The organism is Kosakonia sp. SOY2 (assembly GCF_027109175.1).
Lineage (GTDB): Bacteria > Pseudomonadota > Gammaproteobacteria > Enterobacterales > Enterobacteriaceae > Kosakonia.
The window spans coordinates 1,933,339-1,948,731 of record NZ_JAPVXH010000001.1 but is presented as its reverse complement, the minus strand read 5'-3'; the positions used below and the strand labels follow the sequence as shown (position 1 = coordinate 1,948,731).

At 51.1% G+C, this 15,393-nt stretch carries 11 protein-coding genes; 7 read left to right on the top strand and 4 right to left on the bottom strand.

From position 1 onward, the window contains the following. Positions 1-59 precede the first annotated feature (59 nt). From pflA to ycaO, 4 genes are all read right to left on the bottom strand, one after another. On the bottom strand, positions 60-800 hold the full coding sequence (gene pflA / locus O3S68_RS09230) for a pyruvate formate lyase 1-activating protein (protein ID WP_020457230.1): 741 nt from the start codon (positions 798-800) through the stop codon (positions 60-62). 194 nt (positions 801-994) lie between these two features. Continuing rightward, the gene (gene pflB / locus O3S68_RS09225; RefSeq protein WP_020457231.1) at positions 995-3,277 is read right to left on the bottom strand and encodes a formate C-acetyltransferase; all 2,283 of its coding nucleotides are present in this window, start codon (positions 3,275-3,277) and stop codon (positions 995-997) included. Between the two features lie 51 nt (positions 3,278-3,328). Then, on the bottom strand, positions 3,329-4,186 hold the full coding sequence (gene focA / locus O3S68_RS09220; protein WP_020457232.1) for a formate transporter FocA: 858 nt from the start codon (positions 4,184-4,186) through the stop codon (positions 3,329-3,331). Between the two features lie 405 nt (positions 4,187-4,591). Then, positions 4,592-6,352: a 30S ribosomal protein S12 methylthiotransferase accessory factor YcaO gene (ycaO, locus tag O3S68_RS09215; RefSeq protein ID WP_045507236.1), complete on the bottom strand. Its 1,761-nt coding sequence runs from the start codon at positions 6,350-6,352 to the stop codon at positions 4,592-4,594. A gap of 136 nt (positions 6,353-6,488) precedes the next feature. On the opposite strand from ycaO, the gene O3S68_RS09210 reads away from it, so the two are divergent. The 7 genes from O3S68_RS09210 to O3S68_RS09180 all read left to right on the top strand — a co-directional run bounded on the left by O3S68_RS09210 (position 6,489) and on the right by O3S68_RS09180 (position 15,369). Continuing rightward, positions 6,489-7,181 (top strand): DUF421 domain-containing protein, encoded by a 693-nt coding sequence (locus O3S68_RS09210; protein WP_020457234.1) that lies wholly within the window; start codon positions 6,489-6,491, stop codon positions 7,179-7,181. Between the two features lie 162 nt (positions 7,182-7,343). Continuing rightward, positions 7,344-8,429 (top strand): 3-phosphoserine/phosphohydroxythreonine transaminase, encoded by a 1,086-nt coding sequence (gene serC, locus O3S68_RS09205; protein ID WP_097406921.1) that lies wholly within the window; start codon positions 7,344-7,346, stop codon positions 8,427-8,429. A 71-nt stretch (positions 8,430-8,500) separates the two neighbouring features. Then, a complete protein-coding gene (gene aroA / locus O3S68_RS09200) occupies positions 8,501-9,784 on the top strand; it encodes a 3-phosphoshikimate 1-carboxyvinyltransferase (RefSeq protein ID WP_269231350.1) in 1,284 nt (427 codons plus the stop codon). 165 nt (positions 9,785-9,949) lie between these two features. Continuing rightward, on the top strand, positions 9,950-10,633 hold the full coding sequence (gene cmk / locus O3S68_RS09195) for a (d)CMP kinase (protein WP_017456187.1): 684 nt from the start codon (positions 9,950-9,952) through the stop codon (positions 10,631-10,633). A 113-nt stretch (positions 10,634-10,746) separates the two neighbouring features. After that, positions 10,747-12,420, top strand: coding sequence for a 30S ribosomal protein S1 (rpsA, locus tag O3S68_RS09190; RefSeq protein ID WP_017456188.1), 1,674 nt, complete (start codon positions 10,747-10,749; stop codon positions 12,418-12,420). Positions 12,421-12,603: 183 nt separating this feature from the next. Further along, a complete protein-coding gene (gene ihfB / locus O3S68_RS09185; RefSeq protein ID WP_007374142.1) occupies positions 12,604-12,888 on the top strand; it encodes an integration host factor subunit beta in 285 nt (94 codons plus the stop codon). 216 nt (positions 12,889-13,104) lie between these two features. Beyond that, positions 13,105-15,369, top strand: a complete 2,265-nt coding sequence (locus O3S68_RS09180; RefSeq protein ID WP_269231349.1) for a ComEC family protein — start codon at positions 13,105-13,107, stop codon at positions 15,367-15,369. Positions 15,370-15,393 lie beyond the last annotated feature (24 nt).

The following is a 15,393-nucleotide window of genomic DNA, read 5'->3' as shown; positions in this document are numbered from 1 at the left end:
CCGCTTGATAAATAAAAAAGCCACAACTGAGTGTTGTGGCTTTTTTGTCTCAGGATGGCTCAGTACATTACTTTATGACCGTACTGCTCAAGGATGCCTTTAACGCGCTCCATGGTCTCTTTCTTCGGCGGGTGAATGCCATCCAGCTTATACTCTTCGCCCATCGCCACCCATTTATGCTTGCCCAGCTCGTGATAGGGCAGGAGTTCGATTTTCTCGACGTTGCCCATGTCGCGGGTAAATTCACCAAGTCGATGGGCGGAATCGTCATCGTCAGACCAGCCGGGTACCACGACGTAACGGATCCAGACGTTGATATTTTTCTTCGATAAATACTGGGCGAATTCAAGGGTCCGGTGATTGGATACGCCGACCAGATTCTGGTGGATCTCATCGTTCATTTGCTTGAGATCGAGCATCACCAAATCGGTAACTTCCAGCAATTCATCAATCACCGGATCGTAACGGCGCACAAAGCCGTTAGTATCGAGGCAGGTGTGGATGCCCTCTTTTTTACAGGCACGAAACCAGTCGCGAACGAATTCTGCCTGCAAGATTGCTTCTCCACCGGATGCCGTGACGCCCCCGCCGGAGGCGTTCATAAAGTGCCGATAGGTAACGACGTCTTTCATTAGTTCTTCAACGGTGATCTCTTTGCCACCGTGTGTATCCCAGGTATCGCGGTTGTGGCAATACAGGCAGCGCATCAGGCAGCCCTGAAAGAAGGTGATAAAACGGATGCCCGGGCCGTCGACCGTGCCGCAGGATTCAAAGGAGTGGATGCGACCAATAACTGACATTGCGGTGTTTTCTCCAGATGTGGCCCATCCGGGGCCTGTGTCTGCGCAGTTTAATTCCTTCTGCGCTAAGTCTGTTTTGGCAGACATCCAGCAAGTATAGATGGCTGACAAAGCACACTTCAGGTGTTAAAAAGGCCCCACAGTCGTGGAGCCTTTATTATACGCTTTTTACTGCGTAGTTTCAGTCAATACCATTACATGGTCTGAGTGAAAGTACGAGTAATAACGTCCTGTTGCTGTTCTTTAGTCAGGGAGTTAAAGCGTACGGCATAACCAGAAACACGGATGGTCAGCTGCGGATATTTTTCCGGGTTTTCCATCGCGTCGAGCAGCATTTCGCGGTTCATGACGTTCACGTTCAGATGCTGACCACCTTCGATGGACGCTTCGTGATGGAAGTAACCATCCATCAGACCAGCCAGGTTGGTTTTACGGACTTCGTCGTCTTTACCCAGCGCGTTCGGCACGATAGAGAAGGTGTAAGAGATACCATCTTTAGCGTAAGCAAACGGCAGTTTAGCAACGGAAGTCAGAGAGGCAACAGCACCTTTCTGGTCACGGCCGTGCATCGGGTTAGCACCCGGTCCGAACGGCGCACCAGCGCGACGGCCATCCGGGGTGTTACCTGTTTTCTTACCGTACACAACGTTAGAAGTGATGGTCAGAACAGACTGAGTCGGGATAGCGTTGCGGTAAGTTGTCAGTTTCTGAATTTTCTTCATGAAACGTTCAACCAGGTCAACCGCCATATCATCAACGCGAGCGTCGTTGTTACCAAACTGCGGATATTCGCCTTCGATTTCGAAGTCGATAGCCAGACCGTCTTCGTCACGAATCGGTTTAACTTTCGCGTATTTGATAGCAGACAGGGAGTCAGCCGCTACGGACAGACCAGCGATACCGCAAGCCATGGTACGGATAACGTCACGATCGTGCAGCGCCATCAGTGAAGCTTCGTAGCTGTATTTGTCGTGCATGTAGTGGATGATGTTCAGCGCGGTGACGTACTGTTTAGCCAGCCAATCCATGAAGTGATCCATACGATCCATCACTTCGTCGAATTTCAGCACGTCGCCTTTGATCGGTTCAGATTTCGGACCAACCTGCATTTTCAGTTTTTCATCAACGCCGCCGTTGATGGCGTACAGCATGGTTTTCGCCAGGTTAGCACGCGCACCGAAGAACTGCATTTGTTTACCCACAACCATCGGGCTTACACAGCAAGCAATTGCGTAGTCATCATTGTTGAAGTCCGGACGCATCAGATCATCGTTCTCATACTGCAGAGAAGAGGTATCGATGGAGACTTTCGCAGCGAATTTTTTGAAGTTCAGCGGCAGTTTTTCAGACCACAGAACAGTGATGTTCGGTTCCGGAGACGGGCCCATGGTGTACAGGGTGTTCAGGAAACGGAAGCTGTTTTTGGAAACCAGCGTACGGCCATCAACGCCCATACCACCGATAGATTCAGTGGCCCAAATCGGGTCGCCAGAGAACAGTTCATCATATTCAGGAGTACGCAGGAAGCGAACCATACGCAGTTTCATGACCAGGTGGTCAATCATTTCCTGAGCGTCTTGCTCAGTGATTTTGCCTGCTTTCAGGTCACGTTCAATGTACACGTCCAGGAAGGTGGATACGCGGCCGAAGGACATTGCAGCGCCGTTTTGAGACTTAACAGCGGCCAGGTAACCGAAGTAGGTCCACTGGATTGCTTCCTGAGCGTTGGTAGCCGGACCAGAGATATCGCAACCGTATTTCGCTGCCATCTCTTTGATCTGACCCAGTGCGCGATGCTGTTCAGCAATTTCTTCACGCAGACGGATAGTCGCTTCCAGGTTTACGCCATTTTCCAGATCAGACTGCAGAGACTGGAACTGAGCGTATTTGTCTTTCATCAGGAAGTCGATGCCGTACAGCGCAACGCGACGGTAGTCACCAATGATACGACCGCGGCCGTAAGCATCCGGCAGACCGGTCAGAACACCGGATTTACGGCAGTTCAGAATGTCTTTGGTGTAAACATCGAATACGCCCTGGTTATGGGTTTTACGGTATTCGGTGAAGATTTTTTTAAGTTGCGGATCCAGTTCGCGGTTGTACGCTTTGCAGGAACCTTCAACCATTTTGATGCCGCCGAACGGAATGATTGCGCGTTTCAGCGGAGCTTCAGTTTGCAGGCCAACGATTTTCTCTAACGATTTGTTGATGTAACCAGCGTCGTGAGAAGTGATGGTTGATGCAATGGAGGTGTCAAAATCAACTGGCGCGTGGGTGCGGTTTTCCAGTTTAACGCCTTCCATGACCTTGTCCCACAGTTTGGTGGTCGCTTCAGTAGCGCCAGCCAGGAAGGACTCATCGCCTTCGTACGGGGTGTAGTTTTTCTGGATAAAGTCACGTACGTTGACTTCTTTCTGCCAGTCACCTTTCGCAAAACCTTCCCAGGCTGTGGCTAATTTTTCATTAAGCTCGGACATGTAACACCTACCTTCTTAAGTGGATTTTTTATTTACTGCCTGGAACAACCATTAATGATGATCGTTGCCACGCAGGTAAATGACCCAGTATGTCAACCCGACTAATAATCCTCCACCGATGATATTCCCGATTGTTACGGGGATCAGGTTATCAGTGATGAAATTCATAATGGTCAGGTGTGAGAAATTTTCCGGGCTGGAACCTACAGCGGTCCAGAACTCCGGGCTTGCAAAGTTGCGAATTACAATACCCATCGGGATCATAAACATATTCGCAATACTGTGTTCAAAACCGCTGGCAACAAACATCGCCACCGGCAGAACCATAATCATGGCTTTATCCATCAGGCTGCGACCGGAATAACTCATCCACACGGCCATACAAACCATCAGGTTAGCCAGAATGCCCAGCGCCACGGCTTCAATAAATGTGTGGTGTACTTTATGGTCTGCGGTTTGTAGCACGTTTAAGCCCCAGCCGCCGTTGGCGACCATATACTCGCCAGACAACCACATTAACAACACAAACAGTAGCGCACCCACCAGGTTGCCGACATAGACGTTAATCCAGTTGCGGGCCAGTTGCCCCCAGGTAATACGTCCACTGGCTTTAGCCACGACAATCAGTACGGTTGAAGTAAAGAGATCTGCACCGCAAATGATGCAAAGAATCAGCCCCAGGGAGAAGCAGACACCACCGATCAGTTTAGCAATACCGTACGGCATTGCACCGGAACCTGTAGTGGCGGTGATGTAGAAAACGAAAGCAATGGAAATAAACACACCTGCGGTAATCGCAAGATAGAAAGTCTTAAGCGGATGTTTAGTCGCTTTATAGACACCAGCTTCTTCGGCAACTTTGGCCATCTCGGCTGGAAGAATAAGATCAAAAGGGTTGTCAGCTTTCACACTAACTCTCTCTTTATTAAGTCGGCGACGAGATACTAACAAAGCATTATAGAAGAGAATTTGATATGGATCATATCTCGCCTGGCTTATAGGACCGCAAAGAGCGTGGTTTTTCTACGAATGCGGAGTAACTTGTTGATTATCAAAATAAAAATAAAGTTTAAAAATTGCAAAATGAGTTGAATTTTTTTATGTGACCTCCCAAAAAACAGTTAATTAAAATGGAGTAATTGCCATAAGAAGTAACAATATTAGTTGGAGTGGATAATTATATTTACCCATATTTAACTTTAATATTACATATGGCAGTCATTGCCAAAAAATAAATAAAACGGGGCAATGAAATTGCCCCGTAATATAGCGTAGACCACTCATTAAGCCTACATATTGTCGTGCTACTTGTCGTTATTTCGACCAGAATGCCCGTTTGGCTCGTTGTAATTTTTCGTAAGCCGCTAACAGCGACTGATGCGCCGGGAATGCCTGCAGGGAACCGTCTGCCGGTTGCAGGTCGTAGAACGGCGCTTCACCGCTTAATGCGGCGCTGGCGGCTTCAACCGCTTGCGCACCATACATACGTACGAATGCATTCAGGTATTGCAGCGGCTCGCGCTCCTCTTCCTGCGCCAGTAATAATAATGTCTGCAGGCAGCGGTAGTAGTTGGCCCGTTCGGCGCTAAAGATCGAGGCATTGAATTCCATCGTCCATTCAGTCCAGGCTAATGCCTGATCCAAATCGCCGCCTGCCAGCGCCAGCATCGCTTTTAGTTCACCAATGCGCAGCGTGTACCAGCCATTGTCTTTACCGGTCGCCAGACCCAACAGCTCGCGAACGCGGGTGAAATCATCATGACCTTCGTCATCAAGCTGCGCGATAAGGTTGAGGTACTCCTCTTTTTCCCATTCACTGCCAGGCAAAGAGAGAATTGTTTCGCGCAAATGGCTGCCCATGGTGTTGTTCGCCAGCCACAGATCTTCGGCCGGATAAATATCGGACATGCCAGGCACCAGAATACGGCAGGCGTAAACACCCAGATGCTCATAATCGGCAATATAGACTTCTTTATCTTCTGCCTTAAAGATAGCCATGAGTGTGGCGAACTCTTCTTCCGTCGTGCCTGCGAAGCTCCAGTCAACAAACGGATAATCCGCATCCTGCTTGAACAGATCCCAGGAGATCAAACCGCTGGAGTCGATAAAATGCGTTTCGAGGTTGGCATGCTCAGCCACTTCTTCATCATCAAAGGTTGGCGGTGTGAAGACATCCAGATCTTTCAACCCGCGGCCTTGCAGCAGCTCGGTAACAGTACGCTCAAGTGCCACGCCGAAATCAGGATGTGCGCCAAAAGAGGCAAAACAGGTGCCATTGGCCGGGTTGAACAGGACAACGCAGATAACCGGGTATTTACCGCCCAGGGAACCGTCGTAAGCGAAGATCGGGAAACCTTCCGCTTCCAGTTTGGCAATCGCTTCGACAACGCCCGGGTAGCGCGCCAGCACATCCTGCGGAATTTCTGGCAGGCTGATGCTCTCGGCAATAATGCGATTTTTAATATGGCGTTCGAACACTTCGGACAGCCCCTGCACGCGGGCTTCATTGCGCGTGTTCCCGGCGGACATGCCGTTAGAAACATATAAGTTGCCGACGATATTCATCGGGATATAAACCGTCTGCTCATCAGACTGGCGGGTAAACGGCAGGGCACAGATACCGCGCTCATCATTGCCGGATTGCAGATCAACGAGCATCCCGGCAGCCAGTTCGTTCTGCGGATCGTAGTAGGCGCGCAGACGCGCATCCAGAATGCCTTCCGGCAGAGAATCATCTTCCGGCAGCGGGAACCATTTCTCATTCGGATAATGAACGAACGGGCTCTGAGCGATAGCATCACCCAGCCAGAAATCAGCGAAGAAGTAGTTGGTGGACAGACGCTCGAAATACTCGCCCAGCGCAGAGGCCAGCGCGGCTTTTTTGGTCGCACCTTTGCCGTTGGTGAAGCACAGCGCGCACTCTTTATCGCGAATATGCACTGACCAGACGTTTGGCACCGGATTCAGCCATGAGGCCTCTTCGATGTTAAAACCGAGATCGGTGAGCTTTTGCTGGAAGCGAGCGATGGAATCTTCCAGCGCGGCGTCTTTGCCGGGAATAAATGTTTGAGTCATGGCGGTCACTTTTTTCGTACGTAAAGCGCGCAATGATACGGGTTTTGCGTGACTGACGCTATCTTCCACGTCTGACCGACGAAAATAAAACTTATGGCTATGATTAAGAAAAGTAACGACTGTTCAGGCATAAAAAATGAAAGCGTTTGATCTGCATCGCATGGCGCTCGACAAGGTCCCTCTTGAGTTTCTCGGGGAAGTCGCACTGCGTAGTGTCTATACCTTTGTTTTGGTCTTTTTATTTCTCAAAATCACCGGACGACGCGGCGTACGCCAGATGTCCCTGTTTGAGGTGCTGATAATCCTGACTCTGGGATCGGCGGCCGGGGATGTCGCTTTTTACGACGATGTTCCCATGCTGCCGGTGCTGGTGGTTTTTATCACTTTAGCGTTGCTCTACCGGTTTGTGATGTGGCTGATGTCGCACAGCGAAAAGCTGGAAGATTTGCTGGAAGGCAAACCGGTTGTCATTGTTGAGAATGGCGAACTGGCCTGGGAAAAGGTGCATGCGGCGAACATGACCGAGTTCGAGTTCTTTATGGAGCTACGTTTAAATGGCGTGGAACAACTCGGACAGATTCGTCTGGCAATAATGGAAACCAACGGTCAAATCAGCGTTTATTACTTCCCGGACGATGAGGTGAAACCCGGGTTATGTATTTTGCCTGAAGGTTGCAGTGAGCGTTTCACGACGGTTCCCGAAGCGGGGGATTATGTTTGTGTCCGCTGCAGTAAAATTGTCGCCATGCATAAAGGGGAAAAGCAATCTTGCCCGCGTTGTGCAAATCCGGAATGGTCGAAGGCAAGCCGGGCTGTTCGCGTGACATAACAGCGTTTTTATCGGGTCTGGGGTGAGCAAACAAAACTTTCTGCTATGTGAGTTAGCGCACATCTTGCCGCTGGCACCCATTACCCGTTGCGGCGCGTAGCGCTGAATGATAAAACCGATGTCACAGGAATAACTTATTGCTTTATAGCGTGGTGAGGGGAAATGACTCAGGTCTTTAATTTTAGTTCTGGCCCGGCAGTATTACCGGCGGATGTGCTCAAACAAGCGCAACAAGAGCTGTGCGACTGGCAAGGTCTTGGAACGTCGGTGATGGAAATTAGCCATCGTGGTAAAGAGTTTATCCACGTGGCGGAAGAAGCAGAAAAGGATTTTCGCGACCTGCTGAATATTCCCTCTAACTATAAGGTTCTGTTCTGTCACGGCGGCGGTCGCGGCCAGTTTGCCGGCGTTCCGCTGAACTTGCTGGGCGATAAAACCACCGCTGACTACGTTGATGCGGGCTACTGGGCGGCGAGCGCGGTAAAAGAAGCGAAAAAATACTGCTCACCGAACGTTATTGACGCCAAAATCACTGTTGATGGTCTGCGCGCGGTGAAACCGATGCGCGACTGGCAACTGAGCGATAATGCGGCCTATCTGCACTACTGTCCGAACGAAACGATCGACGGTATTGCGATCGATGAAACACCGGACTTCGGTGATGTGGTTGTCGCCGCTGACTTCTCCTCGACTATTCTCTCTCGTCAGATTGACGTAAGCCGTTTTGGCGTGATCTACGCAGGCGCGCAGAAAAATATCGGCCCGGCGGGTTTGACGCTGGTGATTGTGCGCGAAGATCTGCTGGGTAAAGCGCATCAGGCTTGCCCGTCGATCCTGGATTACACCGTGCTGAACGAAAACGACTCGATGTTTAACACGCCCCCGACCTTTGCCTGGTATCTCTCTGGGCTGGTGTTTAAGTGGCTGAAAAAACAGGGCGGTGTGGCAGCAATGGACAAAATCAACCAGCAAAAAGCCGATCTGTTGTACGGCGTGATCGACAGCAGCGATTTCTACCGCAACGATGTGGCGAAAGCGAACCGCTCGCGCATGAATGTGCCGTTCCAACTGGCAGATAGCGCGCTCGATAAAGTCTTCCTGGAGGAGTCGTTCGCTGCGGGTCTGCACGCGCTGAAAGGTCACCGTGTTGTCGGCGGGATGCGCGCCTCTATCTATAATGCGATGCCGTTAGCTGGCGTACAGGCGCTTACTGATTTCATGGTCGATTTCGAACGCCGCCACGGTTAATCGCACTGTTTTGACGTACCCCCGTAGTTTCACTGCGGGGGTTTTATTCTGTTAGTTGAGAGTGAAGTTTCATGGAATCCCTGACGTTACAACCCATCGCGCGAGTAGATGGCACCATCAATCTGCCTGGTTCAAAGAGTGTCTCCAACCGCGCCTTGTTGCTGGCTGCATTCGCTCGTGGCACGACTGTTCTGACTAACTTGCTGGACAGTGATGATGTGCGCCACATGCTCAATGCCCTCAGTGCGCTGGGAGTTCATTACACGTTGTCTGCCGATCGTACCCGTTGTGAAGTGACGGGGGTTGGTGGCCCGCTGCATTCAGCAGAAAAACTGGAGCTGTTTCTGGGTAACGCAGGAACTGCCATGCGTCCGTTGGCCGCCGCGCTGTGTCTTGGCGAAAACAATATTGTGCTGACTGGCGAGCCGCGCATGAAAGAGCGTCCGATTGGCCATCTGGTTGATGCGCTTCGTCAGGGCGGGGCAAAGGTTGATTATCTTGAGCAGGAAAATTATCCGCCACTGCATTTGCGCGGTGGCTTTACTGGCGGTGAAGTGAGTGTCGATGGCAGCGTTTCCAGCCAGTTTTTAACCGCATTGCTAATGGCAGCCCCGTTGGCACCCAACGACACGGTTATCACTATCAAAGGTGACCTGGTATCCAAACCGTATATTGATATCACACTGCATCTGATGAAGACCTTTGGCGTTGAGGTTGAAAATCAGCAATATCAACGCTTTGTTATGCGCGGTGCGCAGCAATACCAGTCCCCGGGCCATTATCTGGTCGAGGGTGATGCGTCTTCTGCTTCTTATTTCCTCGCGGCCGGTGCAATCAAAGGCGGTACGGTGAAAGTGACCGGTATAGGCCGTAACAGCGTGCAGGGCGATATTCGCTTTGCTGATGTGCTGGAGAAAATGGGCGCGACCGTGGTCTGGGGCGATGATTATATTGCCTGCACCCGTGGTGAGTTGAACGCCATCGATATGGATATGAACCACATTCCCGATGCGGCAATGACCATCGCGACGGCAGCGCTATTTGCCAAAGGCACGACCACTCTGCGTAATATCTATAACTGGCGCGTAAAAGAGACCGATCGCTTGTTCGCGATGGCGACAGAGTTGCGTAAAGTCGGGGCCGAAGTGGAAGAGGGCGAAGACTATATTCGCGTGACACCGCCTGCCAGGCTGCAGCTTGCGGAAATCGCGACTTATAACGATCACCGTATGGCGATGTGTTTCTCGCTGGTGGCGCTGTCTGATACGCCGGTCACCATTCTTGATCCGAAATGTACAGCGAAGACCTTCCCGGACTATTTCGAGCAATTAGCCCATATTAGTACGCTGGCATAACTTCCCTTCTTGCGGGCTGGTGTAAATCAGCCCGCTTCCCGCGCAATTATTCTACACTCAGCTGCATCCTCTTCGGTTATTCGCACGCAACAGTAACGGTTGTGGACATTGGCGCGTATAATGCGCGCGGTTATGTAACGATATGCCTTGATTAAGGAGAGAAAGATGACGGCAATTGCCCCGGTAATTACCATTGATGGGCCAAGCGGCGCGGGTAAAGGCACGCTTTGCAAGGCAATGGCGGAAGCGTTGCAATGGCATCTGTTGGACTCAGGCGCAATTTATCGTGTTCTGGCGCTCGCTGCGCTGCATCACCATGTCGATGTTTCTTCCGAAGATGTTTTGGTTCCGCTGGCAGCGCACCTGGATGTGCGTTTCGTGTCAACAAATGGCCATCTGGAAGTCATTCTGGAAGGCGAAGATGTCAGCAGCGAAATCCGTACTCAGGACGTGGCAAATGCAGCCTCGCAGATTGCGGCGTTTCCGCGAGTGCGTGAAGCGTTATTGCGTCGCCAGCGCGCATTCCGTGACGCGCCGGGACTTATCGCCGATGGGCGTGATATGGGGACTGTTGTTTTTCCTGATGCGCCGGTAAAAATTTTTCTTGACGCTTCTTCTGAAGAGCGTGCGCATCGGCGCATGCTACAGTTGCAGGAGAAAGGCTTTAGTGTTAACTTTGAACGCCTTTTGGCCGAGATAAAGGAACGTGACGATCGCGATCGAAACCGTCCTGTTGCACCGCTGGTTCCCGCTGCCGATGCTTTAGTACTGGATTCAACCAGTTTAAGTATTGAGCAAGTGATTGAGAAAGCGCTACAATATGCTCGCCAAAAATTGGCTCTCGCATAAGCGACCGAATTCGTAGTACCTGCTGCAATGGAATGTGAGCAGGCATGTGAAACAACCCCATCCGGCATGAAGCCAGGTGGACGTTAAATTGAAGAATCCTGAAGATTATCAATATGACTGAATCTTTTGCTCAACTCTTTGAAGAGTCCCTGAAAGAAATCGAAACCCGCCCGGGTTCTATCGTTCGTGGTGTTGTTGTTGCTATCGACAAAGACGTAGTTCTGGTTGACGCCGGTCTGAAATCTGAGTCCGCCATTCCGGCAGAGCAGTTCAAAAACGCCCAGGGCGAGCTGGAAATCCAGGTTGGTGACGAAGTTGACGTTGCCCTGGATGCAGTAGAAGACGGCTTCGGTGAAACCCTGCTGTCCCGTGAAAAAGCTAAACGTCACGAAGCTTGGATCACGCTGGAAAAAGCTTACGAAGACGCTGAAACTGTTACCGGTGTTATCAACGGCAAAGTCAAGGGCGGCTTCACTGTTGAGCTGAACGGTATTCGCGCGTTCCTGCCGGGTTCCCTGGTAGACGTTCGTCCGGTCCGTGACACTCTGCACCTGGAAGGCAAAGAGCTTGAATTCAAAGTAATCAAGCTGGACCAGAAACGTAACAACGTTGTTGTTTCACGTCGTGCGGTTATCGAATCCGAAAACAGCGCAGAGCGCGATCAGCTGCTGGAAAACCTGCAGGAAGGCATGGAAGTTAAAGGTATCGTTAAGAACCTCACTGACTACGGTGCATTCGTTGATCTGGGTGGCGTTGACGGCCTGCTGCACATCACTGATATGGCATGGAAACGCGTTAAGCATCCGAGCGAAATCGTAAACGTTGGCGACGAAATCACTGTTAAAGTGCTGAAATTCGACCGCGAACGTACTCGTGTTTCCCTGGGCCTGAAACAGCTGGGCGAAGATCCGTGGGTGGCTATCGCTAAACGTTACCCGGAAGGCACCAAGCTGACTGGTCGCGTGACCAACCTGACCGACTACGGCTGCTTCGTTGAAATCGAAGAAGGCGTTGAAGGCCTGGTTCACGTTTCCGAAATGGATTGGACCAACAAAAACATCCACCCGTCCAAAGTTGTTAACGTTGGCGACGTAGTGGAAGTTATGGTTCTGGATATCGACGAAGAACGTCGTCGTATCTCCCTGGGCCTGAAACAGTGCAAATCCAACCCGTGGCAGCAGTTCGCAGAAACCCACAACAAGGGCGACCGCGTTGAAGGTAAAATCAAGTCTATCACTGACTTTGGTATCTTCATCGGCCTGGACGGCGGTATCGATGGCCTGGTTCACCTGTCTGACATCTCCTGGAACGTTGCAGGCGAAGAAGCAGTTCGTGAATACAAAAAAGGCGACGAAATCGCAGCCGTTGTTCTGCAGGTTGACGCAGAGCGTGAGCGTATCTCTCTGGGCGTTAAACAGCTCGCCGAAGATCCGTTCAACAACTACGTTGCACTGAATAAGAAAGGCGCAATCGTAAACGGTAAAGTTACTGCTGTTGACGCTAAAGGCGCGACCGTAGAACTGGCTGACGGCGTTGAAGGTTACCTGCGCGCTTCTGAAGCTTCCCGTGACCGCGTTGAAGACGCAACTCTGGTTCTGAATGTTGGCGACGATGTTGAAGCTAAATTCACCGGTGTTGATCGTAAAAACCGCGTAGTTAGCCTGTCTGTTCGTGCGAAAGACGAAGCTGACGAGAAAGATGCAATCGCTTCTGTTAACAACAAACAGGAAGAAGGCAACTTCTCTAACGCTATGGCTGAAGCTTTCAAAGCAGCGAAAGGCGAGTAATCTCAAGCGCTCTGAATTCTTTACGCTGTACCAGGACGGAAGTCACACGGCTGCAGCGTGAACGATGATGAGTTACTTGACAGATCACAGGATTCGTCCTGTAATCAATGACAAAGGGCGGCTACGGCCGCCCTTGTTAAAGCTAGTAAAGCTAATTTTGCGTTGAAGGAAACCGGAGGAATCATGACCAAGTCAGAATTGATTGAAAGACTTGCAAGCCAGCAGTCGCATATTCCGGCTAAAGCTGTGGAAGATGCTGTAAAAGAGATGCTGGAGCATATGGCCTCTACTCTTGCCCAGGGCGAGCGCATTGAGATCCGCGGTTTCGGCAGTTTTTCCCTGCACTATCGTGCACCTCGCACCGGGCGTAACCCGAAAACAGGCGATAAAGTGGATCTGGAAGGAAAATACGTTCCGCACTTTAAACCGGGTAAAGAATTACGTGACCGCGCCAATATTTATGAGTAATTTTTAGCTACACGCTGAAATTCACTTCGACGAAAAAAGCACCTGTGGGTGCTTTTTTTGTTTCGCTGACCTCTTTATTTCTGAAGCTACTTCGCACAATTTTGCAGATGCCCTGTAAGAGCGTCGAAAGCCACCAGCCTGTACCGCAAAACAGCTATTCCAAACAGAAAGTCCTGGCGACAGCGGGCATACTCTCCACGCAACAAGGAGGTATGCATGACGTTACCGGCATTAGCTATATGCCTGATAATTGGCATTTTGCCATTACAGTGGATGCCTTCACTACCAACGCCAGGGTATGTGTGGTTTCTGATTGCCATCGGATGTCTGTTTGCGTGTTTTCGTTCCCGCCTGTTTCGTTATTGTGCAGTCACATTACTTGCATTCGCATGGGGAGTGCTGTCAGCAATGCAGGCAGTCTGGCCTGGCGAGCATCTACCTGGAGCGAATCACCAGGCAGAAGTGGTAATTACCGATACGGATCATATGACCCGGCACTGGGGCAAAATCACTCGTCTGGACGGTAAACGCCTGTTTCCGTCAGCAGGAATAAGCTTCTATGGCCAGTATTTGCCGGAGCCAGTTTGTACTGGCCAGCGATGGATAATGACGATTAGAGCACGTGCCGTCCACGGGCAACTGAATGATGGGGGCTTCGACTCGCAGCGTTATGCAATAACTTCCCATCAGCCGCTGAGTGGCCGTTTTATGGATGCCCGTCTGAGCGACCCCCAGTGCACATGGCGCGCGCGCTACCTGCAATCACTAACCGAAACGCTGAATACATACCCCTGGCAGCAGGTGATACTGGCGTTAGGGATGGGCGAGCGCACAACGCTGGATGCCAGTGTTAAAGAGATCATGCGGCAAACTGGTACGGCGCATTTAATGGCGATATCAGGGCTACATATTGCTCTGGCGGCAATGTTGGGCTGGCTGGTTGTTCGTAGTGTGCAATTTTTCTTTCCCGGCGGCTGGATTGGCTGGCGTTTACCCTTGCTTACTGGCGTAGGGTTTGCAATAAGCTACGCCTGTCTGACTGGTCTACAGCCTCCTGCATTGCGTACCGCTATTTCTCTTAGCGTCTGGGCCGCGTTACGGCTATCCGGGCGATTGTGGTCGCCCTGGCAGGTATGGCTTTGTTGCATTGCCGCTATCTTATTCACCGATCCCCTCGCCGTGCTATCAACCAGTCTGTGGCTGTCCGCTTTCGCAGTAGCCGCGCTACTGTTTTGGTATCAATGGCTACCAGCTTCTACAAAACAACATACTAAGCTGGTCCAGGGCAGTATCAATTTGCTTCATCTACAAGTAGGGATGACGTTATTGCTGCTTCCTGTGCAGTTATCAATTTTCCACGGCATAAGTCTGAGTTCACTAGCTGCAAATTTATTGGCTATTCCGTTGGTAACGTTTATTACCGTACCGCTCATTTTAGTGGGAATGTTGCTGCACTTGATTGGTCCTGTGACGGGGGAATTGGCTTGCTGGTACCTTGCAGATAGGACACTGGATTTCCTGTTTACTTTTCTGCACTGGCTACCTGCCGGTTGGCTTAATGTGGATATGCGCTGGCAGTGGCTGGCCTGGTTGCCGTGGCTGGCGCTGATCGTTTGGCGTTTGCATTTATGGCGGAACGTACCGGCGCTGTGTCTGGTATGCCTGACATTGCTTACTCTGCCGTTCTGGCGCAATGAACGGCAGGGGGAGTGGGCAGTGCATATGCTCGACGTCGGGCAGGGCCTGGCAATGGTGATTGAACGTAATGGCAAAGCGATACTTTATGACACTGGCGTCGCGTGGCCGGGCGGCGATAGTGGACAACAGTTGATTATTCCATGGCTGCGTTGGCATGCTTTGCAGCCCGAAGGCGTTATTTTGAGTCATGAACATCTGGATCATCGCGGGGGTCTGGTCTCCTTGCTGGAAACCTGGCCGGCATTATGGATCCGTAGCCCGCTGGGTTGGGCTGCACATCAACCATGCTTTCGTGGTCAGCAATGGCAATGGCAGGGATTAACATTTACCGTTCATTGGCCGCTAAGCGGTACCGGGACGAAAGGAAACAACCGTTCTTGCGTAGTCAGAGTCGATGACGGTCAACACAGCTTCCTGCTCACAGGCGATATTGAAGCGGCAGGTGAGATGGCGATGCTGAGCCACTACTGGACGCATTTGCAGTCTACACTAGTGCAAGTGCCTCATCATGGAAGCAATAGTTCATCATCGCTGCCGTTTGTGCAGCGAATTGGCGGCGAAGCAGCACTGGCGTCGGCGTCGCGTTACAATGCCTGGCGATTTCCCTCAATAAAGGTGATCGACCGCTACCGTGAACAAGGGTATCGCTGGTACGACACACCGCATCAAGGGCAGTTAACGGTATCGTTTACGCCACAGGGCTGGGAAATCCATAGCTTACGAGATCAACTTTTACCACGTTGGTATCATCAGTGGTTTGGCGTCCCCAGTGATAACGGGTAGAATATGCGGCTATTTCAACAAGTG